Genomic DNA, 25377 nt, shown 5'->3' on the forward strand with positions numbered 1-25377 from the left:
CGCATCCGCGGCCTCGTCCGCCGGCCCGTCTCCCCGCTCCTGGCCGGGCCGTCCCGCCCCGGCTCCGCTCAGGCATCGAGAGCCGCCCGCGCCGCGTCCCGCAGGGCCTGCTCGGCGAGGACCCCGATGAGATGGCGCCGGTAGCCGGCGCTCGCGTGGATGTCGGCCTCCGGCTCGATCCGGTCCTGTACGGCCCGCGCCGCCGCGTCCCAGCCGGCCGAGGCGGGCGGGCGATGGCCGCAGACCTCGGTGACGTCGACGAGCACCGGGACCGGTCCCACGCTCACGCACGCCACCCTGGCGACGGTGATCCGCAGGTCGTCGTCCAGGCTGACCAGCGCCGCGATCCCCGCCAGAGCGTAGTCGCCGTGCCGCCTGGCCACCTCGCGGAACGCGGTGCCCGAACGCGCCGGGAGCAGGGGGAAGAGCGCGGAGACGGCCAGCTCCCCCGGTCCGGTGGCCGACTCCATGGGACCGGTGAAGAAGGCGGCGGCGGTGACGTCGCGGGTGGCGCCGCGCCGGGCCAGCCGCACCGAGCCGCCGAGGAGGGCGAGCACGGCGGGCAGTTCGGCGGCCGGGTCGGCGTGCACCAGGCTGCCGACCACCGTGCCCCGGTTGCGGATCACCGGGTGGGCGACCAGCCTGAGCGCCTGGCGCAGCAGCGGCTGGGCGGCGGCGACGGGTTCGGAACGCTCCACCTGCGCGTGCCTGGCCAGCGCGCCGACCCGGACGCCGCCGGGCTCCACGTCGAGGGTGGCCAGCTCGGTGAGGCGGTTGATGTCGATGAGGTGAGCGGGCGCGGCCAGTCGCATGTTGAGCATCGGGATCAGGCTCTGGCCGCCCGCGAGCACCTTCCCGTCCGCTCCGGCCTCGGCGAGGGCGTCGAGCGCCTCGCCGAGAGAGCGGGGAGCGTGGTACTCGAAGGGAGCGGGTTTCACCCGGACGTCTCTTTCTCGTGCCCGTCCCTGGCGCCGGGTCCGCCGTCGGGCACGGGGAGCTCCGCGGTCCCGGTCCGGCCGGACAGCGCCCTGAGCAGGTGGTAGCCGCCCACCACCACGATGGTGCCGAACGCGATGCCCTCCAGCGGGAATTTCGGGCCGACCATGTGCCTGACCGGCCCGATGGCCAGGATGATGCCCGCCCCGATCGGGATCATGTTGATCGGGTTGGAGAAGTCGACCCGGTTCTCGATCCAGATCTTCGCGCCGAGCAGGCCGATCATGCCGTAGAGGATCACCGTGATGCCGCCGAGCACACCACCGGGGGTGGCCGCGACCAGCGCGCCGAACTTGGGGCACAGGCCGAAGAGGATCGCGATGACGGCCGCGATGTAGTAGGCGGCCGTGGAGTAGACCCTCGTGGCGGCCATGACCCCGATGTTCTCGGCGTAGGTGGTGGTCGGGGAGCCGCCGAAGGCGCTGGCGACCGCGGTGGCGGCACCGTCGCCGATGATCGCCCGGCCCAGGTAGGGGTCCACGTCGGTGCCGGTCATCTCGCCGACCGCCTTGACATGGCCCACGTTCTCCGCGACCAGCGCGATCAGGGCCGGGAGCACCAGCAGGACGGCGGAGAACCTGATGTCGGGCGCGTGCATGTCGGGCAGGCCGATCCAGTCCGCCTGTGCCACGCCGGCGAAGCTCACCCGCGGATGCGTGTCGACCGCACCGGTCGCGGCGTTGTAGGCGGTGATGTTCCCGAAGACCCTGTCGGCCGCCCAGGAGAGGGCGAAGCCGATGACCAGCCCCAGCAGGATGCCGATCCGGCCGATGAACCCCTTGAACAGCGCGATGATCAGGAAGGTGACGACCATGGTGATCAGGGCGATCCACTGGTCCTGCGGCCAGTAGACGTCGGCGACCACGTAGGCCAGACCGAACCCGATCAGCATGACGACCGCGCCGGTGACGACGGGCGGGAACACCCGGTTGATGACCTGCACCCCGAGGTAGTGGATCGCCACGCCCACCAGGGCGAGCACCAGGCCGACCACGAGGATCGCCCCGGTGACGATCGCGTCGACCGCGGGCGTGTCACCGCCGAAGATCGCCCGGATGGACACCACGCCGCCCACGAACGAGGCGCTCGTCCCGAGGTAGCTGGGGATCTTCCCTTTCACGATGAGCAGGAACATGATCGTCGCGATGCCGGAGAACATGATGGCGAGGTTGGGACTCAGCCCCATGACCAGCGGGAAGACGAACGTCGCACCGAACATGGCGATGACGTGCTGCGCGCCGAAGCCGGCCATGCGTGGCCACGACAGCCGCTCGTCCGGTCTGACCACCTCTCCGGGGGCCAGGTGCCTTCCGTCGCCGTGCTTGGTCCAACCTGCAACCATCAAGCCCCACCCTTTCACCGGGCCGTCGGTCGGTGGCCACCCCGCAGGCATGCCTCCGGCGAATCCCATGCTGTCGTTGCGGGCACATTAGGCCCGTGGCCTTCCCCTTACACTGTCATGATCTGCCAAAACTGATCCACTGACCAGGGGTCGACTCGCGCACAGCGTGATCGACGGGAGGTGAGACGGCGGTCAGGCCCGGGTGGCGACGACGCGGATCTCGAAACCGTCGCCGGCGACGACCTGCCCGGCGCGGATCTTGCAGGTCTTGCGGAGCTCGACCTCGCCGTCCACCATGACGTTCCCCTCCGCGATGAAGTGCTTGGCCTGACCGCCGGTGTCGGTGACGGCGCAGTACTTCAGCAGGTCGCACAGCGGGATGTAGTCGGTCTCCAGCTCAAAGGTCTCGTTCACGGTCCATGAGTTTAGATGCCGCGCATCCGCAGGACGTGCAGCGCGAGGGTGAGGTTCAGGCGCAGGTGGGCGTCCTCGGTGAAGTTGCCGAGCATCCGCTCCAGCTTGCCGATGCGGTAGCGCAGCGTGTTGTAGTGGAAGTGCAGCCGGCGGGCCGTCTCGGCGACGTTGAGGTTGGTGTCGAGCAGCACCTGCAGGGTCCGGCGGAGGTCGGCGTTCTCGGCGTCGTCGTCGGCGGCCAGCGGGCCGAGGGCCTCGCGGACGAAGGCGTGCAGCTCGGCGGTGTCGTTGACCAGGGACAGCAGCCGGTAGACGCCGAGCTGGTCGAAGTGGGCGACCGCGGCCGGGCCGTGGAGCTGGCGGCCGACCCTGGCCGCCTTCACCGCCTGGCCGTACGCCTCGGGGAGGGCGTCGGCTCCGGCGGCGGTACGGCTGGCACCGGTGGAGAAGGTGGCGGACAGTCCCTCGGCGAAGGCCGTGGCGGCGTCCTTGGCCAGGCGGACGGTGTCGACGGCCGCGTCCACGACGGTGACGACCTCGTGGGAGAAGCCGGCCACCGCGCCGCGCGGGTCGTGACGGCGCATCGCGGCGGTCCAGGAGGCGACCAGGCGGTCCTGGGCGACGCGCTCGTCCCTCTCGGGGTCGAGTTCGGCCACCAGCACGGTGACCGGACGCTCCAGATCCCAGCCGAAGGCCCTGGCCCGCGAGGCGACCCGCTCGACGCCGCCGGCCCGGCCGGTGAGCACGTCGCGCAGGAAGTCGGCGCGGTATTTGCTCTCGACCGCGTTGACGGCCTCCTGCCGGGTCACCACGAGCGCGGCGACGGTGGCGGCACGTTCCAGGATTCCGACGTCGCTGTCGGCGACCGGTCCGACGGGGCCGCGGGCGACGATCCGGCCGTGGTGGTGGCCGCCCGCGACGACGGGGACCGAGGTGTGATGCCCGTCGGCGGCCCCGCGCAGTGCCGCCAGGTGGTCGGCGGGCCCGGCGGAGGCCAGCATCTGGCCGGCCCCGTCCAGCACCGCCACGGCCACGTCGAGCAGTCCGGCCACCTCGGCCGTCACCTCGCGGAGCCCGCCCCCGGCCAGCACGACCTGGACCAGCGCCCGGTGCGCCTCCTCGGCCCTGGCCAGCACGGCGGCCTGCCGGTTGAGGATGTCGGTGAGCACCTGGTTGAGGATGTCGTCGAAACCGACGTCGTCGGGGAGCTGGATCAGCGGGAAGCCCAGCCGGTCGGCCTGTTGCACCATCTCCTCGGGGAGCCGCTCCACGTAACGGCCGAGCTTGATGGCCAGCGCGGCCAGGCCGCGCTCGTCCAGGTCGGCCACCAGCCGGTCGAGCGACTGGGGGGTGTTGCGCAGCGGGTAGCCGGTGGTGAGCAGCAGCTCGTGCGGCTTCACCCAGGCGAGGACGTCGGGAACCTCCATGACGTTGAGCCGCTGAACGATCCGGCCCAGGCCCCGCTCCCCCGCCAGCAGCCGGGCCCCCGCGAGGGTCGAGACGCCGAGGACCTCGCTGACGGCGACTCCGTGGATGATCGTGCCGGTGCTTGCCAGACGCACGGGAGGTTCCATGCTGCGATTGTGACCGATGGAGCCGTCTGTCAGGAAGAGCCAACCTTTTGGCCGACTGTTGGCATCTTTCTCCGTACGGCGGTGATCAGAGGCCGTTCTACGGTCGGCTTCAATGGGTCAGGGGATGGGGGAATCCGTGATCGAGCAGAGCGGACGGACCGGCGGTCACAGCACCGCCCCGGGGCCACCGAGGGAGGCCCTGTGACCGTTGCGACACGCCCGGGGGGCCGGCGGGCCCACGCGCGGACGGACGCGACCGGCGCGGCCAGCACGGCTCTGCGCCGGATGCTGGAGTCGCCCCGCCGCCCCGCGCGGGTGCTGGCGGCCTTCCCGTCCGGGATCTACCTGGAGGTCCGCACCGAGCTGGAACCGCACGTGGTCGCGCTGGTGACGGAGAGCGCCACCAGGCTGCCCAACTCGATGGTGGTCACCGGCACGATGCCGCAGGTCGCCGTCGGGGACGAGGCGCATGTGGGCGACGGCTCGATCGAGGTCGGACGGCTCAGCCTGCGGGCGCGCCGCTGGTGGAATCCGGCCCCGGTGCTCGGCCCGGTGGATCCGGTACGGCTGGCGGCCGCGCTGCCCGCGATGACGGAACTGTGCGACCGGTCGGCGCGGCGTCCGGGGCTGGAGGGCAACGGTGCCGCCGACCTGCTGTCCGAAGGCTGCGCGCAGGCGTCCCTGGTACGGGGCGTCATGGCCGCCGAGCAGCTCGTCGGGCTGGGCCCGGGGCTCACTCCCAGCGGTGACGACATGCTCGCCGGGCTGCTGGTGGCGCTGCGGCACCTGGGCGCGGCGGCGGGGGTGCCCCGTGCCGTCTGGCTGGCCGGCTGGCTGGCCGCCGCGGTCACCTTCGACGCCCGTGGCAGGACCACTCCCATCTCCGCGACGCTGCTGCACTGCGCGGCCCGGGGCGAGGCCAGCGGCGAGGTGCTGGCCGTACTGCGGGGGCTGGCGGGGCGACAGGCGCTGGATCCGGCGCTGCACCGGCTGCTCCGGCTCGGCCACACGTCGGGAGCGGATCTGGCCTGGGGGTTGCGCATCGGCCTCGCCGCCGTCGTCAGTCTGGGGGGCGGGGCGGGGTGAGCGCTGATCTGGTGCGGATACGCACGGGGGTGTACCACGACTCGGTGAGCCTGATGAAGGTCAGCCAGGCGGTCACCGCCCTTGCGGGGGTGGAGGTCGCGGTGGTGGCGATGGCCACGGAGCTCAATCGCGAGATGGCCGCCGAGCTGGGCTTCGACCTCCCCGAGGCGGACCCGGCCGACCTGCTGGTCGCCCTGCGGGCCGGCGACCCGGGCACGCTGGAGGCGGCCGACGCCGAGCTGGACCGGCTCCTGGCCGCTCTCACCGGCGCTTCGGCGGAGGTGGCGGCGGCTGCCGCGCACCCGCCGCGCACCGTGCGCGCCGCCGCGCGCGGCCGGGCCTGCACGCTGGCCCTGGTCTCGGTGCCGGGACCGTACGCGTTCGCCGAGGCGATGGACGCGATCGAGGCCGGCCTCTCTGTGATGATCTTCAGTGACAACGTGCCGGTCGAGCAGGAGGTTCTGCTCAAAAGGCGTGCCGGTGAGCTGGACGTGCTGGTCATGGGGCCTGACTGCGGCACCTCGGTGATCGGCGGGGTGGGTCTGGGCTTCGCGAACGTGCTCCGGCCCGGCCCTGTCGGGATGGTGGCCGCCTCGGGGACCGGCGCCCAGCAGGTGAGCTGCCTGCTGGACCTGGCGGGCGTGGGGGTCAGCCACGTGCTGGGCGTGGGAGGCAGAGACCTGTCGAAGGAGGTGGGCGGGCGCTCCACGCTCCGCGCGCTCCAGGCCCTCGACGCCGATCCGGCGACCGAACTGATCGTTCTGATCTCCAAACCGCCCGCTCCCGAGGTCGCGCACGCCGTGCGGGAGGCCGTCGCCGCGCTGGAGACCCCCGTGGTGACCGCGCTGCTCGGCACCGGCTCCGGCGACCTGACCACGGCGGCCGAGACCGCCCTGCGCGCGCTCGGGGTGCCGGTGCCCGCATGGCGGTCGTGGCCGGCGCCCGCGACGCCCGGAGCGCACGGGCGCACGGGGACGCTGCGAGGCCTGTACTCGGGCGGGACGCTGTGCGCCGAGGCCCGGCTGGTCGCCGGGGCCGGGGAGTTCACCGACTTCGGCGACGACGCCTACACCCGTGGCCGGGCCCATCCGATGATCGACCCCACGCTCCGCCTGGAGGCGCTGGCCGAGGTGCCGGCCGGCGACGTCGCCCTGCTCGACGTGGTTCTCGGGCACGGCGCCGACCCCGGCCCCGCGGCGCGGCTCGCTCCCGCGGTGGCCGCGGCGGTCGGCAGGGGCGTGCCGGTGGTCGTCGCGCTGGTCGGCTCCGCGGGCGACCCCCAGAGGCCGGACGTCCAGGCCGAGGCGCTGCGCGCGGCGGGGGCCGCGGTGTTCGCCTCCAACGCCCAGGCCGCCGGGCACGCGTCCGGTCTGCTCGCGAGCCCCCGTTGACCCGCCGTTCCCCGCTCAGGAGATGCCGATGACGCTGCCCATGCTCTCCGGAGAGCCCCGGGTGATCACGGTCGGGGCCGAGATCCTCGGCGAGGCCCTGGACGCGCAGGCGGTGCCCAGGGTGGGGGTGGACTGGCGCCCGCCGATGCCCGGCACCGCCGGCGACCTGGCCCGGGTGCTCTCCGACCCGCGCAGGGACCGCGCCAACGCCACGGCCGTGGGCCGCCTGGTGTCCGCGCGGCCCCAGCTCGTCGCCGTACGGCCCGCGCACGAGGTGCTGGACCTGCCCCGGGGCACGTTCCTGCACGCGGGACCGCCGATCGACTGGGAACGGGCGTCGGGCCCGATGCGTGGCGCGCTCGTCGGGGCGATGCTGCTGGAGGGGCTGGCCGCCGACGCGGGAGAGGCCGGCGAGCGGCTGGCGGCCGGAGGCGCCCGGCTGGAACCCTGCCATCGTCATCGGACGGTGGGCCCGATGGCGGGCGTGGTCAGCCCGTCGATGTGGATGTTCGAGGTCCGTGACGCCGAACACGGCGGCACCGCCTACTGCTCGCTCAACGAGGGCCTGGGCAAGGTGCTGCGCTACGGCGCCTACGGTCCGGAGGTGCTGACGCGGCTGCGCTGGATGGACGAGGTGCTCGGCCCCGTCCTGCGGGCCACCCTGGAGCGGACCGGACCGCTGGATCTGCGGGCGCTGACCGCGCAGGCCCTGCAGATGGGCGACGAGCTGCACAACCGCAACCGGGCCGCCACCTCGCTGCTGATGCGGGAGCTGGCTCCGGGGATCGTGGACGCCGCCCCCGGCCACGCGGCCGAGGTGCTGCGTTTCGTCAACGGCAACGACCACTTCTTCCTCAACGCGGGCATGGCGGCGTGCAAGGTGAGCGCGGACGCGGCCAGGGACGTGCCCGGCTCCACCATGGTCGTCGCGATGGCCCGCAACGGCACGGACTTCGGCGTCCAGGTCTCCGGGCTGGGTGACCGCTGGTTCACCGGCCCGGCGGGCGTGCCGGACGGTCTCTACCTCGGCGCGTACGGCCCCGCGGACGCCAACCCCGACATCGGCGACTCCACGATCACCGAGACGGCGGGGCTGGGGGGCTTCGCGATGGCCGCGGCCCCGGCGATCGTCAGGTTCGTCGGCGGCGACGTGTCCGACGCGATGGCGGCGACCCGGTCCATGTACGAGATCACCCTCGCCGAGCATCCCGCCTACCAGATTCCGGCCCTCGACTTCCGGGGCACACCGGTCGGCGTCGACGTCACGCTGGTCGCCAGGACGGGCCTGCTGCCCACCGTGAACACCGGTATCGCGGGCCGGGTCGCGGGCACGGGACAGGTCGGCGCGGGTCTGGTGAGCCCACCCGCCTCGGCCTTCACCGCCGCCCTGACGGCGCTGGCCGAGGCGGCCGATCCCGGCGGCGGATCGGTTAAGTAACCGTTTTCCGGGAAACCGCGGCCCGAAATTCATGATCGAATCATGGTGGACGCGGCGGCATATCACGGCTCGGCATCGGCTCTCGAGCAGCAGGTCAGCGGCACGGGGAGCGGCACAACCGGCATTTAGTGCGATACTCACCCCGCCGCACCAACTTCCATTACCTAATGTGATCCCGATATCGTGTCCAACCTTAGAAATAAGGTTGATCGTGGGGGGGGACGGGGTACGATGACCGATCGCTTGCTCGGTAAGGCCCCGATGGGACCGGAGCACGAGAGCGTCGGCGCGACCACGCCGACGGTGCAGGGCAGGCTGGTGGGCCGGCGATACCGCCTGATGTCACCGGTCGGCCGGGGCGGCATGGGCATGGTGTGGCACGCGCACGACGTCCTGCTCGACCGGGACGTCGCGGTCAAGGAGCTGATCCTTCCCTACGGGCTGGACCACGCGGGCAAGCAGGTGGCACACCGTCGCATGCTGCGCGAGGCCCGCTCGGCGGCGCGGCTCAGCCACCCCGGGATCGTCACCGTCCACGACGTCGTCGAGGAGGACGGCCGTCCCTGGATCGTGATGGAGCTGGTCCGCGCCTGGTCCCTGGAGCAGGCCGTACGGCGGAGCGGGCCACTGCCCGTCGCGCAGGCCGCCGAGATCGGCGTCCGGGTGCTCGACGCGCTCCGCCACGCCCACGCCGCCGGGGTCCTGCACCGCGACGTCAAACCCGGCAACGTGCTGCTCACCTCCGACCGGGTGGTGCTCACCGACTTCGGCATCGCCGCGATAGAGGGTGACGTCGCGATCACCCAGACCGGCCCGCTGATGGGTTCTCCCGCCTACATCCCGCCGGAGCGGCTGTCCGGCCGGCCGATCACATACGCCGCCGACCTGTGGTCCTTCGGCGCCACGCTGTACGCGGCCGTCGAGGGCCGCCCTCCCTACGAGGGCCCCGACGCGGTGGCCGTGCTGGGCGCGATCCTCACCCAGGAGCCCATCCGGCCGCAGCGGGCCGGGGCGCTGGTCGCCGTCATCGAGGGCCTGCTCCGCAAGGACCCCGCCGACCGGATGACCGCCGCCCAGGCGTCGGACCTGCTGGACCGGGTGCTGCGCAGCCACGGTTCCACTCCCCCGGACCGCGGGGCCGACCCGCCGCTCTCCCCGGCGGCGTTCCCCGGCGGCTCCACGCCGATGCACCTCATGCCGCCGCTGGACCCAGCCTCCGGGCCGATGCCCTCGCGGATCATCGAAACCCCTTCCGGTCCGGTACGGGTGCCCTACGACGCGCCGGGCGGTTACGCGACCCCGCGCGACGCGCTGTCCGGCCCCTCCGGGGCGCACCGCACCGGCCTGCCCTCCATCCCGGGACGGCCCCCGGCCGAGGCCGTCGATCCGCCGGGCACGCCGGACGGCTTCCCCACCGGCAACCAGCGCGGTTACGAGGCACTGCGCAGTCCGTCGGCCGACCTCGGACGTCCCTCGACACCCGATCCGCTGACCGGTTCCACCGGCGAGGCCCAGAGCGTTCCACCGCAGGGCTCCTCCGGAGCCGCGCGGTGGCCCGCCGCGTCCGCGGACGGCCCGGCCACCCGCGATGCCACGCAGGACCCCCGGTCCGCGACGGCGCCCAGCCGGCTGGAGGGGCGCAGGAGTTCCCGCCGGCGGGCGAGGGGCGGCGGCACCTGGATGCGCAAGGGCCGGCCGACCCCGCTCCTGCTGCTGCTGGCCGGCGGAGCCGTGGTGCTGGCCGTGCTGGCCGCGCTGCTCATCCTGCTCCCCGGCGGCGGCCCGGACACGGCGGGGTCCCCGGACCCGTCTCCGGCGATCCCCACGGCCGCCACACTGGCCGATCAGGCGCCGCAGACACCCGGTGAGGTCCCGGAGGGGTTCAGGACGCTGAGCGGGGCAGGCGTCTCCGGCGCGGTGGCCAAGGGCTGGGCGGTGAAGACGGAGAAAGACGGGCCGGTCACCTTCGCGGGCCCGAAGGACGGCGGGCGGAGCATCGTCGTCACCAAGGTCCCGGTCGCCGATCCGGTGACCGCGCTCAGCCGGGCGAGCAAGAAGGGACTGGACGAATACATCGAGGTCGGGGTGGCGCCGGTCCGGTACGGCAGGTGGAAGGCCGCCGACTGGGAGTACACCTACGTCCGGCCCGGGAGCGTCGTCCCCATGCACGGGCTGACCCGCTACGTCGCGCTCGACGGCCAGAGCGCCTACCAGATCACGTTCGCGATGCAGGACCTGGACTGGGAGAAGAGCAACCCGCTCCGGCAGACCTTCCTCGACACCTTCACCCAGGTCGGCTGAGCTCCGGCGACCGCCTCCAGGGGAACGCCATGAGTGATGACAGACTTCACTCGTGACCAAAACCCCCACAGATGTTGATATTTCCCCTATAGGTAAGGGGGAGGTGGCCGCCGTTCAGCGGCGGACACTCGCCGTCCTGTCCCTCGCCCAGATCACCAGCGGGGCCGGGGTCGCCGTGGGACTCGCCCTCGGTTCGCTGGTGGTCGGCAAGCTCTCCGGCTCTGTGGCGATCAGCGGACTGGCCGGAACCGCGAGCGTGCTCGGCGCCGCGCTGCTGGCGCTGCCCACCGCCAGGGCCTCCGGCCGGGGCGGGCGCCGGAGGGGGCTGACCCTGGCCTACGGCTCGGCCCTGCTCGGCTGTCTGACCGTGGTGATCGCCATCACGGTGGGCTCATGGCCGCTGCTCCTCGCCGGACTGGTGCTCTTCGGCGGCGCGAGCGCCGGAAACCTGGCCTCCCGTTACTCGGCGACCGACCTGTCCGCCCCGGGGCATTCGGCACGGCACCTGTCATGGGTGGTGTGGGCCGTCACGATCGGCTCGGTCGCCGGTCCGAACCTCGTGGAGCCGGCCGACCATCTCGCCCGCCGGGCCGGCCTCGCCCCGGACGTCGGCCCGTTCGTGTTCTCCCTACTGGCCTTCGCGATCGCACTGGGCATCATCGCGGCCGGGCTACGCCCCGACCCGCTGCTGCTGGCCCGCTCGGTCGCACCCGCCACGTCCGCGGCCTCCATGACACCGGCGGCACGGACCAGGGGCACACTGCGCACCGCCTGGCAGGTCCTGCGCGCGACACCGGCCGCGTCGCAGGCGCTGGTCGCGATCGCGGTCAGCCACACCGCGATGGTGTCGGTCATGTCCATGACGCCGATCCACCTCAACCACAACGGCGCCACCTATTCGGTCATCGGCATCGTGATCAGCATGCACATCGCGGGCATGTACGCCCTCTCACCGGTGGTCGGCTGGCTGGCCGACCGGATCGGCCGGATCCGGATGCTGGTGCTCGGCATGGCCCTGCTGCTCGCGGCCGCCGTCCTCGCCGGTACGGCGGGGCCGCACGGTGTCGTGCAGGTGTCGGTCGCCCTGGCCCTGCTGGGCGTCGGCTGGTCCTGCGGCCTGATCTCCGGCTCGGCGATGCTCAGCGAGGCCGTGTCGCTGGAGCACCGCCCCGCCGTACAGGGCCTGTCGGACCTCCTGATGAACGCCTGCGGCGCGACCGGCACGGTGGTGGCGGGAGCGATCGTGAGCACCCTGTCCTACGGCGCGCTCGGCACGGTGGTGGCCGTCATGGTGACGATCACCGGCGCGTGGCTGACGCTGAGACGCCCCTGAGCGCCCGCATCGATCACCACCACCGGCCGCCGTGCCCGAGCCAGCATCAGCGCCCCGCTCAACCCCGCAGCGCCACCGCCGAACACCACCACGTCATAGCCGTCCCTCAGCTGATCGGTCACCATGACCACCTCCACGACAAATACGCGAGCCCATCAGCCATTTGCGCAAACTCCTTTGCCGACATGGCAAACTGATGACATGGACAACAACCTCGGCCAAGCGCTCACCGCGGTCGGACCCCGGCTACGCGCGCTGCGCCGGCAGCGCGAAACCACACTGGCCGACCTGTCGGCGACGACCGGCATCTCGGTGAGCACCCTGTCCCGGCTGGAATCCGGCACCCGCCGGCCGACCCTCGAACTACTGCTCCCTCTGGCCAGAGCCCACGGCGTCACGCTCGACGAACTCGTCGACGCCCCACCCACCGGAGACCCGCGCATCCACCTGCGCCCGGTCACCCACCACGGCATGACCATGCTGCCCCTGACCCGCCGCGCCGGCGGCATCCAGGCATACAAGCTCGTGATCCCGGCCGGCAGCCACCGAAGGGAACCCGATCCACAGACCCACGAGGGCTACGAATGGCTCTATGTCCTCAATGGACGGCTGCGGCTCGTCCTCGGTGAACACGATCTGGCGCTCTCACCCGGCGAAGCCGCCGAGTTCGACACCCGCGTACCGCACTGGTTCGGCGCCACCGACGCCGAACCGGTCGAGTTCCTCAGCCTGTTCGGCAAGCAGGGCGAACGCGCACACCTCCGCGCCCGCCCCAAGACAGAACACCCACCCCGGCAACCCGACTAGTTGTACCCGGCCAGGAGGTTGGTAGCAGTGGGCGCGTCTGGTTGACGTAGGGATGTCGCTGGACGGGTTCGTGGCGAGACCGAACCACGCGATGGACTGGATGACCGGGATCTCGTTCCGCCCCGGCCTTGTCGAGGAGTACGCCGAGACGACCGGCGCCGTGCTGGGAGGTCGGGATGGCTTCGATGCCTACCCCGACGTCAGCGGTATCTACGGCGGCGCGTGGCAGGGGCCGGTGTCCGTCCTCACGCACCATCCCGAAGACGCGCAGCCCGCCGGGGGGCGCCCCCGTCCGACTCGAGCTGCTCAACGGCGATGACCCCTCGGCCGCAGTGAACGTGCGGTACCACCCGGTCGCGACCAGGTCGGTCAGAGCACATGGTCGGTCTGGAGACCCGGTCGTCGCGTCCGCACACGATGCCGACCCGCACCAGCGACGAGGTTGAGCAGAAGGTGCTCGCGGCCCTCCCCGAGGGGAAGCCACCACACCCGTGAGCCCGGGTCAGCGGTCCCCGGGGGTGACGAGTCCCGCCTCGTAGGCGGCGATGACGGCTTGAGCCCGGTCACGGGCGCCGATCTTGGCGAACAGGCTGGTCACGTGGTTCTTCACGGTGGAGGCGGCCAGGTGCAGGGTCGTGGAGATCTCGGCGTTGGACCGGCCGCGGGCGATGAGCGCCAGCACCTCCCGCTCGCGGTCGGTGAGCTCGGAGAGCGCCGTCGGAGCGATCGCGTGCCGGGGCCGGGATGCCTGGACGAACGTGCCGATCAGCCGGGTCAGCAGCCGGGGCGCGACCGCCGACTCACCCCGGTGCACCACCCGCACGCCCTCCACCAGTTCCTCCGGGGAGATGTCCTTGGGCAGGAAGCCCGACGCCCCGGCCCGCAGCGCGTCGACGACGTACTCGTCCAGGTCGAAGGTGCTCAACGCGAGCACCCGCACCTCGGGCAGCTCGGCGGTGATCGCGCCGGTGGCGGTGACGCCATCGGCCCGCGGCATGTGCAGGTCCATCAGGACCACGTCCGGCAACAGTTCGCGAGTGCGGCGCAGCGCCTGCTCGCCGTCCTCCGCCTCACCCACCACGGCCATGTCGTCCTGGGCGTCCAGGATCATCCGGAAGCCCGCACGGACGAGTGCGTGGTCGTCCACGACCAGGACCTCGATCACGTCTTCCCCTCTCGTACGGCGGGCGCGGGCGGCACGGCGGACGCGGGAACGCGGGCGCGGACCTCGAAGCCCCCTTCGGGGCGCGGCCCGGCCCGCAGCCACCCGCCGCAGGCGGCCACCCGCTCGGCCATGCCGTCCAGGCCGAACCCGCCCTCCATGACGCCCACGCCCGGCCCGTCGGCGACGCCCGCGCCGGAGCCGTCGTCGAACACCTCGACCTCCACCGTCCCGGGCCGTAGGTGATCCGGACGCTGACCCGCGCGCCGCCCGCGTGCTTGCGGATGTTGGTCAGCGCCTCCTGGACGATCCGGTAGATGGTGTGGTCCACCGAGGCGCTCAGCTCGACCGGATCACCGGCGACCTCGAACTCGACCGGCAGGCCGGTCTCCCCCGCCCTGGCGACCAGCGCGGGCAGCGCGGCCGTGCCGTACCCGGCGGACTCCGTGCCGGGGGCGTCGTCGGCGCGCAGCACGTGCAGCAACTGCCGCATCTCCGCCATGGCCTCACGCCCGGCTCGCTCCGCGGTGAGCAAGGTGGTCTGGGCCTGTCCGGGATGGCGGGTCATGGTCGTGCGGGCCGCGCCGACCAGCACATTCATCGTGGTGATGTGGTGGGCCACCACATCGTGCAGCTCCCGGGCGATCCGGCGGCGCTCGGCCCGCACGGCCGCCTCGGCGAGCTCGGCCCTCGCCCGGTCCGCCAGCTCCCGGCGGAACCGCAGCAGCTGGCCGAGCCCGACGACGACCAGCGCCCCGAGCGCCCCCGTCATCGACGGTCTCTCCCCCCGGACGAGGTAGAGCACCTGGACGGTGACGGAGCCGGACAGGTCCACCACCGCGGCCGCGATCCAGGCACGCCGCGGCGCGCCGTACCGGCCCGCGGAGTACAGCGCGCACGTCGCCGCCCCGCCGACCCAGGCGGTCCCGCCGATCACGACGGTCACCAGATGGCAGGCCACCGCGAGCGTCAGGACGGCGAACGGCCGGTCACGGCGCCAGAGCAGGGCGGCCGAGGCAGCGGTGTCGAGCAGCAGCACCACGGGCAGGGGCACCCGCACACCCATGGAGAAAGCGAGTATCGCCTGAAGCACCCAGACGAGCAGCGCCAGCAGGAGGTCGGCGACGCGTGGCCGGCGGAACGCCCGCCACGCCACCCGCAGACCCCTCATGATCAAAGAGTAGGCCATGCCGGCGTAACTCGTCCGTTGCCTCCGAGCCGGATCAGACGGACCCGGGCCGGCCGATCCGGCGCGAGCCCGGCCGGCGCCGGCTCACTTGGCGTCGGCGTAGCACCGCACCGCGAGGGCCTGCATCGGGAACCGCACCGGGGTCGGGCCGAACAGCAGCCCCGTCGCCTCCTCGGCCGCCCGGTCGACCGCCGCGACGACCTCCTCGGCCAGCTCCGCCGGACAGTGCACCATCACCTCGTCGTGCTGGAAGAACACCAGCCTGGCCGGGGCGGGCAGCAGTCCGCGCAGCACGGCCATGAGCGCCAGTGCCCACTCCGCCGCGGTGGCCTGCACCACGAAGTTGCGGGTGAACCGGCCCCGGTCACGGGCCGCCCGGCTCCCCTCGGGGCCGGAGACCAGCTCACGCCAGCGGGCCGAGGGCGGCGGGCAGGTGCGGCCGAGCCAGGAGCGGACCAGGCGGCCCTCCTCCCCGCTCCGCGCGGCGTCCTCCACGAACTGGTAGGCCCTGGGGAAGCGCTGCCGCATCACCGCCAGCAGCTTGGGCGCGTCCCCGCTGGTCCCGCCGTACATCGCCGACAACATGGCGAGCTTGGCGTTGTCACGCTCGCCGCCGAACGGCTGGGCCAACGCCTGGTAGAGGTCGGTCTGCCCGGCCGCCCTGGCCAGGCCGCCGTCCCCGGCCATCGCGGCCAGGACCCGGGGCTCGAGCTGGGCCGCGTCGGCGACGACCAGCGTCCAGCCCTCGTCGGCCACCACGACCTTGCGCATCACCTTGGGGATCTGCAGCGCGCCGCCGCCACTCGTGGCCCACCGGCCCGACACCACGCCGCCCACCACGTATTCGGGCCGGAAGCGGTGGTCGCGGACCCACTGGTCGGCCCAGACCCAGCCGTGGAAGCTGTAGATCCTGGCCAGCTCCTTGTAGGCCAGCAGGGGCGCGACACCGGGATGGTCGATCTTCTTGATCTCATGGGCCCGGGTGGAGGCGACCGGCAGGCCCACCGACTTGAACGCCCTGACGATCTGCTGCGGGGAGTCGGGGTTGAACGGCGTGCCGAAGGCCGCCGCCACCTGGTCGGCCAGAGCCTGGAGCTTGGCCGGCCGCATGCCGTGCACCGGGCGCGGGCCGAGCAGGCCGGTCAGGAGGGTGTCGTGCACGTCCTCCCGCCAGGGCATGCCCTCGTGGCCCATCTCCGCCGCGATGAGCGCCCCCGCGGACTCGGCGGCGACCAGCAGCCGGAAGCGTCCCGGATCCTCGACGGACTCGATCCGCCTGAGCTGGTCGGCGTGGACCTCGGCGACCAGGTCGGCGTCGGGCGGGGGCGGCTCCTCCTCGAACAGGGTGGCCTGCCGCGCCCGCGGCCCGTGGTGGTCCTCCGGCACCGGGAGGCCGTGCAGCCGCGCGTGGGCGGCCCGGGCCGAATGGGGCTCGCCGTAACGCCCCTCGTATCCCAGCAGCAGGCCCTCGGTCAGCGTCAGGTCGTGGCAGCGCGTCAGCCGCACGCCGGAGGCGAGCAGCGCGGGATAGACCTCTCTCGTGTCGGCCCAGACCCAGCGCGGCCGGCCGGCCTCCAGCTCCCGCACGGCTCCCGCCAGCTCGGCGACGGCCCGTGCGGCCTGCCCGTCCGGCCGCAGGACACCTCCACCGCCGGGACCTGCGGCGACTGCCACGTTCATACGCCCAGCCTGCCATGGAGGACCGACATTTCCGATCAGAGGAGCGAGATCACGACCTCGTCCTCGAGCGGGGGTTCGATCTCCTGCGACAGGCAGCCGGTGGCCGCGAAGCACCGGATCTTCAACGCCTGCGGCGTCACGGACACATGCAGGAAGCTCTTGAAGAACGGCGGGGTGTCCCAGTCGGACAGCTCCGACAGGTAACGGTGGAAGACCCTGCCCACGGGCAGCCGGAACGGCATCGGCCAGCCGCCGAGAATACGCGCCGCCCAGCGCATCCGCCGGGTGATGCGGGCGGGCGGGACATCCCGGACCGGGGTGTTGCCGATCTGCCTGGACATCAGCGTCGCGCTCTCCGCCGGCGTCAGGTAGAGCCAGCGCATGCGCAGCCGCTCGCTGTAGAGCTTGCTGTAGAACGACAGCGAGTCGCCGCGGAGCGGGTAACACCTGTAGTCGTCCTCGTGCACGCCGCCGACCGTGACCCTGGGGGTGGTGTGGGTGGCGTGCATGAAGGCCCCGGAGCCGCCCGCCACGATGTACTGGATCGTCCGGTCACCGGCCCTGATCGGGAAGCGCTGGTAGTTGTGCACGTCGCCGCCTATCGCCGCGACGTAGTTGTGCGCGGGATCGGCGACGATGTCGTCGACCGTCCCGCCCCCCTCCAGCTTGGACGGCTTGTACTCGTTACGGGTGTAGATGGGCTTGCCGGTGATCAGCACCTTGGGCCGGGGATCGCGCGAGACCTCGCGCAGCCACTGCGCCTGCTCCCGGTCCAGCGTGCTGTGGATCCCGGTGTCCACTCCCACGATGAGCAGTCCGGGGGTCTCCATCGCCCAGTACGGCGCGGGCTGCACGGCCTGCTGCTCGGGCAGTGGCCGGTGCTCGCGCGCCCTGGCCAGCCGGGCCTCGTCGATCCTCTCCGGCTTGCGCCAGAGCAGCCCTCGCAGCCCGGCGGGCGACAGCGTGAACCCCTGCCGCTCGGCCTTGAGGGCGGGGGCGTCGCAGAAGACGCGCATGAAACCGCCGAGCCCGTCGTACCAGTCGTGGTTGCCCGGGACCGCGTAGATCGGCGCCCGGTAGTCCTGGTAGGGACGGAAGAACTTGTCGTCGTACTCGTTCCCGGACCCGGTGGGGTAGATCACGTCACTGGCGATGACGGCGAAATCGGTGTCCGCGCCGATTTTGAGCAGGCCGGGGACCACGGCGTACTGCGAGGCGTCGCCCTCCCCCGTGTCACCGAGGACGAGGAAGGAGAACTCCGGCCCGACGTCCATCGGGATCCGGAAGGAGGGGTCGACGCCCCGCTCTCGCTGGGACGCCACCCAGCGCGCCCGGACCTGCCCCGAGGGGTCGCCGAACAGGCCGGCGAGGACCTCGTTCCTCGACCTCCAGATGGTGCGAGGGCTGAGCCAGGTGAAGGATTTCCCGTTGGGCCGCAGATCCTTGAAGGTGCCGATCTCGGTGCAGGCCCAGCCCGCTCCCTCCTCCGAGACCCGGGAGGAGACCTCACGCCCGCGCTCCGCAGCCCGCCCGACATCAGTCATGACCATATTTTGGCGTTGATCTTACGGAACCGCACCCATTCCCGGCGCCCGCACCCGGCGGCGCTCTGGGAGCCCTCGGAAGCCGGTGGAAACGGTCAGAGACGGCCCAGCCGGAAGTCGTCGAAGTGCGCCGCGGTGGATCTCCGGTTTCCCGAGGTCTGGCGCGCCATGAGTCCCACCGCGCCCGCCTTGAGCGGTGACTCGTCGTCGACCACCGTGGCGACCCGTTCGTCGTTCACCCAGAACGTCAGCAGGACCCGCCGCGGCTCCTGCAGGCAGACCGCGCGCAGCGTGACGAGCTTGTCGGCGCGGTATCTGGGGATCCGTTCAGCGAGCGTCAAATCGCGCGCGTCGCCCTTGATCCTCTTGGCAATCGAGGCGCGGCCGTCTCGGCGGATGTGGAATTCGTAGCCATCGTCGGCGTTCTGATCGCGGCGGCCGTGGCAGTAAAGACCCGCCTGGCCATCCGGTTCGCCGTCCGGCATGCGCATCTTGACGCTCAGCGAGGTCGCCTTCGGCGGCAGGACGTTGATCGGCGCATTCGCGAAATGCTCAAGGTTGTCGCCGTGAGTGGTGAGGCTGTAGTAGCCCGGATATTGGCCGTAGGAAAAGTCGTCCCGCGGCCAGCCCTTGTTCTGAGAGAAGTCGTCGGCGAACACCAGCTCCGCCTCATCAGGAGGGCTCTCCTCGAACCAGAGGCGCACTCCCCCCCCGCGGCCAGGGCCAAAGCCAGAACCGCTCCACCGATGGCGAGCCATCTGGGCGGCGACTTGCGGGCCGGCGCGCGGCGGCGACCCCCCGAAGAGGCCTTCGGCCTGCGTCCGCCGGGGTGCTCTCCCGCGGGCGGGTCGGGGTTGGGCCGTCCCGGTGCCGGCGCGGAGTCGAGGAGGGTCAGCCGGAGGGTCCCGGCGATCTTCTCGTTGTCCACGTCGCTCCGGCCGACCAGGTGGTCCAGGAGCTGCTGGGCCGTCGGCCGTCGAGCGGGGTCCTTGTGCAGTGCCGCCTCGACTGCCTCGCGCAGGCCGGGATCGAGGCCGTTGAGCATCGGGGGCTCGTGCACGACCTTGTAGAGCACCTCGGTGAGCGTCTTGCCGCCGAACGGGGCGCGGCCGGTGGCGGCGAACGCCACCACGCAGCCCCAGGAGAAGACGTCGAACGCCTGGGTCACCGGCTCACCACGGAGCGCCTCGGGGGCCATGTAGTCGGGGGTGCCGACGATCCGGCCGGTGGCGGTCCGCTCGAAGAGGGTGTCGAGCGCGCGAGCGATGCCGAAGTCGATGACGCGCGGCCCGAGCGGGGACAGCAGTACGTTGGCGGGCTTGAGGTCGCGATGGACGACTCCGGCACCGTGGATCGCGGTGAGGGCGGTGGCCACCCCGACGGCCAGCGCCTCCAGATTCGAGCCCGTCAGCGGGGCGGCTTCCGCCAGCGTGGGGCCGGGAACGAACTCGGTGACCACGTAGAGGGGATCGCCGGTCAAGTCGGCGTCCAGCACCGGCGCCGTGCAGAACCGACGCACGCGCTGGGCGGCCGTCACCTCGTCCCGGAATCGTTCGGCGAAGATCGGATCACCGGCCAGCTCCGTGTTGATCACCTTGACCGCGACCCTCGTCCCGGCCGGATCCTCAGCGAGGTAGACGGTGCCCATCCCACCCCGGCCCAGCCGTTCGATGACCCGGTAGGGCCCTAACGACGCTGGATGACCGCTCGAATCCTGCTGTTTCATTCCCCCATGCCCTCTTCGCTCCCGTAAAGATTGATCATCGTAGCGGGAGGCGTTCGGGAACAGGGCTCGATCTGCACGAACCTGCCAGGAGACCGTCGCGGGCGGCCCGGACGCCGCGGGCGATCACCCGCGGCGGGCGGCCCGCCACGTGGCACTACTGGCTCTGAGCCATCAGCACGCCGGGGTTGAGGATGCCCTCCGGGTCGAGTCTGTCCTTGACCCCGCGCAGGATCTCCACGCCCAGGTCGCCGATCTCGGTGGCGTAGGCCTCCCGATGGTCGCGGCCGACGCCGTGGTGGTGTGAGATCGTGCCTCCGGCCGCGACGATCGCCTCGCTGACCGACCGCTTGGCCTCCTCCCACTGGACGAGGGGATCTCCGCTCTGGGCCGTGACGACCGTGAAGTAGAGCGAGGCGCCCGTGCCGTACACGTGGGAGACGTGGCACATCACCAGCGGCGAGCCGAGCGAGGCGTGCAGCGAGAGCCGTACGGCGTCGTAGAGCCGGGGGAGGTTGGACCAGAACCCCGCCGTCTCCAGCGTCTCCACCGTGGCTCCGGCGGCGAGCAGGGAGTCGCGCAGATAGGGCGCCGAGTAGCGGCCGTGCGCCCAGGAGTCCCCCGGCCCGGGACCGAGAGGGACACCGCCGAGCCCGGCCAGCACCGCCGCGGCGCCCTCCCGCCGCGAGCGCACCTCCTCGGGCAGGCCCTCGTAGCCCGCGATGACCAGGCAGCCCGCGTCGGCCGCCAGGCCGCCGAGCTCGCCCGGCCGGGCCAGGCCGATCATCGTCTCGGTCTCGTCGGAGAGCCGGAGCACGGTGGGCACGGGACCGTCCTGAGCGAGCCGCCGCAGTGCGGCCGAACCCGCCGCGAACGACGCGAACCGCCAGCCCTCGTAGATCCGCTCGGCGGGGGCGCGCCGCACGCGGAGCCGTAGAGAGGTGATCACGCCGAAGGCGCCTTCGGAGCCGAGGATCACCTGGCGAAGGTCGGGACCCGCGGCGGACTTGGGCGCACGGCCCAGGTCGAGGGTGCCTCGGGGGGTGGCCACGGTCAGCCCGACGACCATGTCGTCGAAGCGGCCGTATCCCGCCGAGGCCTGGCCGCTGGAGCGGGCCGCCGCGAAGCCGCCCAGCGTGGCGTACTCGAACGACTGGGGGAAGTGCCCCAGGGTGAGCCCGTGCCCGGCGAGGAGCCGCTCGGCCTGCGGCGCGCGCAGCCCCGGCTCGATCTCCACCACCATCGACTCGGCGTCCACCGAGACCAGCCGGTTCAGCCGGGCCAGGTCGAGGGCGACGACCCCGGCGAAGCCACGCCGGGCGGCCACCAGGCCGCCGACCACCGAGGTGCCCCCGCCGAACGGGACCACCGCGACCCGGTGCGCGGCACAGACCCGCAGCAGGTCCAGCACCTCGGCGTGCGAGCCGGGCAGCACCACGGCGTCCGGGGCGTCGGAGCCGTCTCCCGCGCGCATGCGCATCAGGTCGGGGGTGGACTTGCCCCGGGTGTGCCGGATGCGCGCGTCGTCGTCGGAGCGGACGTGGTCGGCGCCGACGATGCCGCGCAGCTCGGTCAGGACCAGCGGGGAGAGCGCCACCACGGGCAGCCGCACCTCGCCGAAGCTCACCGCCGGGGTCTCCGGCGCCTGCACGCCCAGCATGTCCCGTAGCAGCCCGCGGATCGGTCCGGGCAGTTCGGAGGCCTTGGCGGGATCGCCCCAGCCGGACCAGAGCATGGGTTCGGCGGCGTTTGTCGGAATTTCCACCTCTACACTGTGACAGATGACGTCCATCCGTCACAATACGACCATGGGAAACGGCGACCCGGTCCTCGACGCCGCCCGCGAGATGGTGCTCGCGGTCGGGGTGCGGCGGACCACGCTCACCGACGTGGCGCGCCGGGCCGGGCTCTCCCGGATGACGATCTACCGCCGCTGGCCCGACGTGCGCGGCCTCGTCGCCGATCTGATGACCCGCGAATGGGTGCTCGTCGCGAGCCGGTTCGCCACCGAGGACCCGGTCACCGCGGCGGTCGGGGTGGTGCGGGAGCTGCGCGACCATCCGCTCTGGCGCAAGATCGTCGAAGTGGATCCCGAGCTACTCCTGCCGTACCTGCTTCAGCGCAGGGGCTCCAGCCACGAGGCCATGCTCACGCTCGTCGAGTCGGCGATCGCGCGAGGTCAGACCCTGGGCACCGTACGGCCCGGCGACCCCGGGACGCTGGCCAGGGCCGTGCTGCTGACCGCCCAGTCCTTCCTGCTGTCCGGCCCGACCATGCTCGGCCCCCTCACCCAGGACGACCTGGACGCCGAGCTCGCCACGCTCCTGGAGAGGTACCTGCGCCCGTGAACTCCTCCCTCAACGCCGCCCGCCGCTCGCGCGAACTCGCCGAGGCCGGGGACCTCGTGGTGGACGTGCTGGTGGTCGGGCTGGGCGCCACCGGCGCCGGAGCGGCGCTCGACGCCGCCTCCCGGGGCCTGTCCGTGGCCGCGATCGACGCCCACGACCTGGCCTTCGGCACCTCCAGGTGGAGTTCCAAGATGATCCACGGCGGGCTCCGCTACCTGGCCAAGGGCCAGGTGAAGGTGGCGCACGAGAGCGCGGTGGAGCGCGGCGTCCTGCTCCGCCACACCGCCCCGCACCTGGTGCGGGCCGCGCCGTACCTGCTGCCGCTGACCCCGGCGGTGTCCAGGGCCCAGGCGGCCACGGTGATGACCGGCTACCGGCTGGGCGACGGGCTGCGGGCGGCGGCGCGCACGCCCCGCCGGCTGCTCCCCGGCCCCTCCCGGATCTCCACCGGACGGGCCCTCGCCCTCGCCGCGCCGCTGAGCCCGGACGGGCTGCGCGGTGCGCTGCTGTCCTGGGACGGGCGGCTGGTCGACGACGCGCGGCTGGTGGTCGCGCTGGCCAGGACGGCCGCGTCCTGGGGGGCGAGGATCCTGACCCGATGCCGGGCGCTGGAGCTGGCCGGGGATGGGGCACGGGTCCGCGACGAGCTCACCGGGGACGTCTTCACCCTCCGGGCCAGGGCGGTGGTCAACGCCGCCGGGGTCTGGGCCGCCCAGCTCGACCCGGACATCCGGATGCGTCCCTCGCGGGGCACCCACCTGGTGCTCCGGCCGAAGACCCTGCCCGGCCTGCGTGCCGGGCTGCACGTGCCGATCCCGGGCGAGAGCAACCGGTTCGCGCTGGTGCTCCCCCAGATCGACGGCCGGATCTACGTGGGACTCACCGACGAGCCGGTGAAGGGGCCGATCCCCGACGTCCCGGAGGCGCCCGAGGAGGACGTGACGTTCCTGCTCGGCGTGCTCAACTCGGTCCTGGACGTGGCGGTCAGGCGGGAGGAGGTGGCCGGGGCCTACGCCGGACTGCGCCCGTTGCTCGCCGCCGAGGGGCGCACCGCCGACCTGTCCAGAAGGCACGCGCTGCTGACCTCCGCGGACGAGGTCGTCACGATCGTGGGCGGCAAGCTGACCACCTACCGGCGGATGGCCCAGGACGCGGTCGACCGGGCGGTGCGGCTGCGGGGCCTGGACGCGGGCGAGAGCCGTACGGCGCGGCTGCCCCTGGTCGGATTCACCCCCGGGGGCGCCGGGACGCCGGGACGGCTGGAGGAGCGCTACGGGAGCGAGGCGGGGCCCCTGCGGGCGCTCATGGCGGAGGATCCCGCGCTGGCCGAGCCGCTGCCGACCGGGGTCACCGGGGCCGAGCTCGTCTGGGCGGTCCGGCACGAGGGTGCGCTGGACGTCGGGGACCTGCTCGACCGCCGGACCCGCATCGGCCTGGTCCCCGCGGACCGGACGGCCGCCCTGCCCGCGGCGCGGGCCGCCCTGGAATATTGACAGGCATTGTTTTTCGCGCAGCTATTGACAACAGGGCATTGACACCAGTTGACACCACCCTCTTGACGCAGGGCCCTCGGAGGCCCTATGGCCTCATCCGTGCCGGGCGTCCCCGACACCCCCCGCGCCACACCTTCAAGACCGTTAGGTTAGTCTAACCTAAGTCTCAAAGGGAGGGGTGCGCGTGACCAGGAGGAGCGTTCCGGATCGGGCGGCCAAGGGGTGCACGCACCCCCGGGAATGCCACACGGGCGCCCTGCCGGTTCTCGCCAGCGCGACCGTGGGGGCACGGTTCTGGCTGCTCATCGAGCACTCCGGCCCCTGGGCATCCCATCTGGAGGACTGCTTCCTCCCGGAGGACGTACACACTCTTATCAAACGGGCCACGAGCCTCGGCATCCGGCCCCAACTCATCCGCCGCCCCGGGCGGCGGAGCCACCGGAGCACCGGCATTCACGTCATGGTCGCCGACTCCACGGCCGCCGAACCATGGCTCGCCGAGGGCGTCATCGCAGGTCCGGACGATCTTGACATGGATGCCTTGGCGGCCGGAGTGGTCCCGGAGTCCTGCATACTTGTGAGTGAGCCGGTATTTCTGGTCTGCACGCATGCCAAGCGCAACGCGTGCTGCGCCCGCATTGGACTACCCCTCGCTCGTGCTCTGGCGGAAATATTGCCAGACAGAATATGGGAAACATCACATGTCGGCGGCGATCGCTACGCCGCCAACCTCGTGTGCTTGCCACACGGGCTTTACTACGGCAGCATGTCTCAGGCTGCTGCGATCGCGGCAGCCGACGCGTACCGGTCCGGCGAGGTGATCCTCGACCGTTTCCGGGGACGCGCGGGCATCCCTGAGCCATTGCAAGCCGCCGAGCATTTCGTCCGCTCCCATACGGGCGAGCTCTCGGTCGGCGGAGTGGCCGTGGAATCCTCCAGGTCGGACGGCGGCACAACCGAGGCGTTGGTGCGCGGTAGTGACGCTCGTTTTCGGGTAGTGGTTGAGCCCATGACGTTGACAACGCCATGCGGTACGGCTTGCGCCGACACGATCACTACCTATCGGCTGGTTTCGCTGGACAGGGTCACACCTGTGCGGTACGCCACGTCCGCCCTCACCTGACCTGAGGGAACATCACGGCCAATCCAGGCGTTGGAATCAGGGACGTCATAAACGTCCAATGCGGCACTAACCCGAAATACCCTCACTAAAAGGTGGTTTTCTCATGTCTCAGGTACGTCGGCAGACCGCCCGTCCTCGGCCCAGCTGGGGCTGGCAGGATGACGCCGCGTGCCGGGGTGAGGACCTCGTGCTCTTCTTCGGTCCCGACGGCGAGCGTCAGCCCGAGCGTGACATTCGCGAGCGTAAGGCCAAGGCCATCTGCGCCCAGTGCCCCGTACGCGCCGAGTGCCTTGACTACGCGCTGTCCCGCCCGGAGAAGTACGGCACCTGGGGCGGCCTGAACGAGGACGAGCGCGCTTCCGAGCGTCGCCGTCGCATGCGCCGCGCCGCCAGCGCCGGCATCAGCGCCGTCGCCTGAGCAGTACCTCCACCC

General features: G+C 72.3%; 23 protein-coding genes. 11 read left to right on the forward strand and 12 right to left on the reverse strand.

From position 1 onward, the window contains the following. Window positions 1–68: 68 nt before the first annotated feature. The 4 genes from FHR32_RS46510 to FHR32_RS00890 form a co-directional block, all read right to left on the reverse strand. Entirely contained in the window at window positions 69–938 is an 870-nt protein-coding gene (locus FHR32_RS46510) for an FAD binding domain-containing protein (protein ID WP_184752061.1), read from the reverse strand. Then, window positions 935–2338 (reverse strand): uracil-xanthine permease family protein, encoded by a 1404-nt coding sequence (locus FHR32_RS00880; protein ID WP_184752063.1) that lies wholly within the window; start codon window positions 2336–2338, stop codon window positions 935–937. The genes FHR32_RS46510 and FHR32_RS00880 overlap by 4 nt, the downstream gene beginning before the upstream one ends. A gap of 192 nt (window positions 2339–2530) precedes the next feature. Beyond that, window positions 2531–2752: an RNA-binding S4 domain-containing protein gene (locus FHR32_RS00885; RefSeq protein WP_184752065.1), complete on the reverse strand. Its 222-nt coding sequence runs from the start codon at window positions 2750–2752 to the stop codon at window positions 2531–2533. Window positions 2753–2763: 11 nt separating this feature from the next. After that, the gene (locus tag FHR32_RS00890; protein WP_184752067.1) at window positions 2764–4326 is read right to left on the reverse strand and encodes a PucR family transcriptional regulator; all 1563 of its coding nucleotides are present in this window, start codon (window positions 4324–4326) and stop codon (window positions 2764–2766) included. A gap of 201 nt (window positions 4327–4527) precedes the next feature. Here FHR32_RS00890 and FHR32_RS46515 point away from each other — a divergent pair, with 201 nt between their 5' ends. The 5 genes from FHR32_RS46515 to FHR32_RS00915 all read left to right on the forward strand — a co-directional run bounded on the left by FHR32_RS46515 (window position 4528) and on the right by FHR32_RS00915 (window position 11875). Then, complete coding sequence (locus FHR32_RS46515) at window positions 4528–5412, forward strand: oxamate carbamoyltransferase subunit AllH family protein (protein ID WP_184752069.1); 885 nt, start codon at window positions 4528–4530, stop codon at window positions 5410–5412. Beyond that, window positions 5409–6803 (forward strand): AllF/FdrA family protein, encoded by a 1395-nt coding sequence (locus FHR32_RS00900; RefSeq protein ID WP_312881807.1) that lies wholly within the window; start codon window positions 5409–5411, stop codon window positions 6801–6803. The genes FHR32_RS46515 and FHR32_RS00900 overlap by 4 nt, the downstream gene beginning before the upstream one ends. Before the next feature lie 28 nt (window positions 6804–6831). Continuing rightward, window positions 6832–8241, forward strand: coding sequence for a YlbE family protein (locus tag FHR32_RS00905; RefSeq protein WP_184752071.1), 1410 nt, complete (start codon window positions 6832–6834; stop codon window positions 8239–8241). 231 nt (window positions 8242–8472) lie between these two features. Then, window positions 8473–10542, forward strand: coding sequence for a serine/threonine-protein kinase (locus tag FHR32_RS00910; RefSeq protein WP_246465886.1), 2070 nt, complete (start codon window positions 8473–8475; stop codon window positions 10540–10542). A gap of 103 nt (window positions 10543–10645) precedes the next feature. Then, a complete protein-coding gene (locus tag FHR32_RS00915; protein WP_312881810.1) occupies window positions 10646–11875 on the forward strand; it encodes an MFS transporter in 1230 nt (409 codons plus the stop codon). Here FHR32_RS00915 and FHR32_RS46520 read toward each other — a convergent pair. Beyond that, window positions 11800–12000: an FAD-binding protein gene (locus tag FHR32_RS46520; RefSeq protein ID WP_312881812.1), complete on the reverse strand. Its 201-nt coding sequence runs from the start codon at window positions 11998–12000 to the stop codon at window positions 11800–11802. The genes FHR32_RS00915 and FHR32_RS46520 overlap by 76 nt on opposite strands. 76 nt (window positions 12001–12076) lie before the next feature. Here FHR32_RS46520 and FHR32_RS00925 point away from each other — a divergent pair, with 76 nt between their 5' ends. Together FHR32_RS00925 and FHR32_RS00930 are read left to right on the forward strand one after the other, a co-directional pair. After that, a complete protein-coding gene (locus FHR32_RS00925) occupies window positions 12077–12682 on the forward strand; it encodes a helix-turn-helix domain-containing protein (RefSeq protein WP_184752075.1) in 606 nt (201 codons plus the stop codon). 70 nt (window positions 12683–12752) lie between these two features. Beyond that, window positions 12753–13001, forward strand: coding sequence for a hypothetical protein (locus FHR32_RS00930; protein ID WP_221465206.1), 249 nt, complete (start codon window positions 12753–12755; stop codon window positions 12999–13001). Window positions 13002–13184: 183 nt separating this feature from the next. Here the strand turns inward: FHR32_RS00930 and FHR32_RS00940 are convergent, their stop codons facing one another. The 7 genes from FHR32_RS00940 to FHR32_RS00970 all read right to left on the reverse strand — a co-directional run bounded on the left by FHR32_RS00940 (window position 13185) and on the right by FHR32_RS00970 (window position 21715). Continuing rightward, window positions 13185–13847: a response regulator transcription factor gene (locus FHR32_RS00940; RefSeq protein WP_184752079.1), complete on the reverse strand. Its 663-nt coding sequence runs from the start codon at window positions 13845–13847 to the stop codon at window positions 13185–13187. Next, entirely contained in the window at window positions 13753–15015 is a 1263-nt protein-coding gene (locus FHR32_RS00945; RefSeq protein WP_184752080.1) for a sensor histidine kinase, read from the reverse strand. Before FHR32_RS00945 ends, FHR32_RS00940 begins: the two co-directional genes overlap by 95 nt. 102 nt (window positions 15016–15117) lie before the next feature. After that, complete coding sequence (locus FHR32_RS00950; protein ID WP_184752082.1) at window positions 15118–16713, reverse strand: bifunctional 3'-5' exonuclease/DNA polymerase; 1596 nt, start codon at window positions 16711–16713, stop codon at window positions 15118–15120. Window positions 16714–16748: 35 nt separating this feature from the next. Continuing rightward, the gene (locus FHR32_RS00955; protein ID WP_184752085.1) at window positions 16749–18257 is read right to left on the reverse strand and encodes a metallophosphoesterase family protein; all 1509 of its coding nucleotides are present in this window, start codon (window positions 18255–18257) and stop codon (window positions 16749–16751) included. 95 nt (window positions 18258–18352) lie between these two features. Continuing rightward, window positions 18353–18748 (reverse strand): LamG domain-containing protein, encoded by a 396-nt coding sequence (locus tag FHR32_RS00960; RefSeq protein ID WP_184752087.1) that lies wholly within the window; start codon window positions 18746–18748, stop codon window positions 18353–18355. Between the two features lie 8 nt (window positions 18749–18756). After that, on the reverse strand, window positions 18757–19983 hold the full coding sequence (locus FHR32_RS00965; RefSeq protein WP_184752089.1) for a serine/threonine-protein kinase: 1227 nt from the start codon (window positions 19981–19983) through the stop codon (window positions 18757–18759). 154 nt (window positions 19984–20137) lie between these two features. Continuing rightward, window positions 20138–21715, reverse strand: a complete 1578-nt coding sequence (locus FHR32_RS00970; protein WP_184756297.1) for an FAD-binding oxidoreductase — start codon at window positions 21713–21715, stop codon at window positions 20138–20140. A gap of 46 nt (window positions 21716–21761) precedes the next feature. Between FHR32_RS00970 and FHR32_RS00975 the strand changes: the two genes are divergently transcribed. The 4 genes from FHR32_RS00975 to FHR32_RS00990 all read left to right on the forward strand — a co-directional run bounded on the left by FHR32_RS00975 (window position 21762) and on the right by FHR32_RS00990 (window position 25362). Further along, window positions 21762–22328 carry a TetR/AcrR family transcriptional regulator gene (locus tag FHR32_RS00975; protein WP_184752091.1) on the forward strand — a complete coding sequence of 189 codons (567 nt, stop codon included), beginning with the start codon at window positions 21762–21764 and terminating at the stop codon, window positions 22326–22328. Then, window positions 22325–23821, forward strand: a complete 1497-nt coding sequence (locus FHR32_RS00980) for a glycerol-3-phosphate dehydrogenase/oxidase (protein WP_184752093.1) — start codon at window positions 22325–22327, stop codon at window positions 23819–23821. Before FHR32_RS00975 ends, FHR32_RS00980 begins: the two co-directional genes overlap by 4 nt. Before the next feature lie 280 nt (window positions 23822–24101). Next, window positions 24102–24944 carry a ferredoxin family protein gene (locus FHR32_RS00985; protein WP_376773358.1) on the forward strand — a complete coding sequence of 281 codons (843 nt, stop codon included), beginning with the start codon at window positions 24102–24104 and terminating at the stop codon, window positions 24942–24944. Between the two features lie 103 nt (window positions 24945–25047). Continuing rightward, a complete protein-coding gene (locus FHR32_RS00990; RefSeq protein WP_012893126.1) occupies window positions 25048–25362 on the forward strand; it encodes a WhiB family transcriptional regulator in 315 nt (104 codons plus the stop codon). Window positions 25363–25377 lie beyond the last annotated feature (15 nt).

The sequence above is a fragment of the Streptosporangium album genome (assembly GCF_014203795.1).
In the GTDB taxonomy this organism is placed as follows: domain Bacteria; phylum Actinomycetota; class Actinomycetes; order Streptosporangiales; family Streptosporangiaceae; genus Streptosporangium; species Streptosporangium album.

Coding starts and splice junctions, on each gene's coding strand:
- FHR32_RS00880 (WP_184752063.1), bottom strand. CDS start 2,338: ATGGTTGCAGGTTGGACCAAGCACGGCGACGGAAGGCACCTGGCCCCC.
- FHR32_RS00890 (WP_184752067.1), bottom strand. CDS start 4,326: ATGGAACCTCCCGTGCGTCTGGCAAGCACCGGCACGATCATCCACGGA.
- FHR32_RS00905 (WP_184752071.1), top strand. CDS start 6,832: ATGACGCTGCCCATGCTCTCCGGAGAGCCCCGGGTGATCACGGTCGGG.
- FHR32_RS00910 (WP_246465886.1), top strand. CDS start 8,473: ATGACCGATCGCTTGCTCGGTAAGGCCCCGATGGGACCGGAGCACGAG.
- FHR32_RS46520 (WP_312881812.1), bottom strand. CDS start 12,000: ATGGTGACCGATCAGCTGAGGGACGGCTATGACGTGGTGGTGTTCGGC.
- FHR32_RS00925 (WP_184752075.1), top strand. CDS start 12,077: ATGGACAACAACCTCGGCCAAGCGCTCACCGCGGTCGGACCCCGGCTA.
- FHR32_RS00945 (WP_184752080.1), bottom strand. CDS start 15,015: ATGAGGGGTCTGCGGGTGGCGTGGCGGGCGTTCCGCCGGCCACGCGTC.
- FHR32_RS00950 (WP_184752082.1), bottom strand. CDS start 16,713: ATGAACGTGGCAGTCGCCGCAGGTCCCGGCGGTGGAGGTGTCCTGCGG.
- FHR32_RS00955 (WP_184752085.1), bottom strand. CDS start 18,257: ATGACTGATGTCGGGCGGGCTGCGGAGCGCGGGCGTGAGGTCTCCTCC.
- FHR32_RS00960 (WP_184752087.1), bottom strand. CDS start 18,748: ATGCGCATGCCGGACGGCGAACCGGATGGCCAGGCGGGTCTTTACTGC.
- FHR32_RS00965 (WP_184752089.1), bottom strand. CDS start 19,983: ATGAAACAGCAGGATTCGAGCGGTCATCCAGCGTCGTTAGGGCCCTAC.
- FHR32_RS00970 (WP_184756297.1), bottom strand. CDS start 21,715: ATGCTCTGGTCCGGCTGGGGCGATCCCGCCAAGGCCTCCGAACTGCCC.
- FHR32_RS00975 (WP_184752091.1), top strand. CDS start 21,762: ATGACGTCCATCCGTCACAATACGACCATGGGAAACGGCGACCCGGTC.
- FHR32_RS00990 (WP_012893126.1), top strand. CDS start 25,048: ATGTCTCAGGTACGTCGGCAGACCGCCCGTCCTCGGCCCAGCTGGGGC.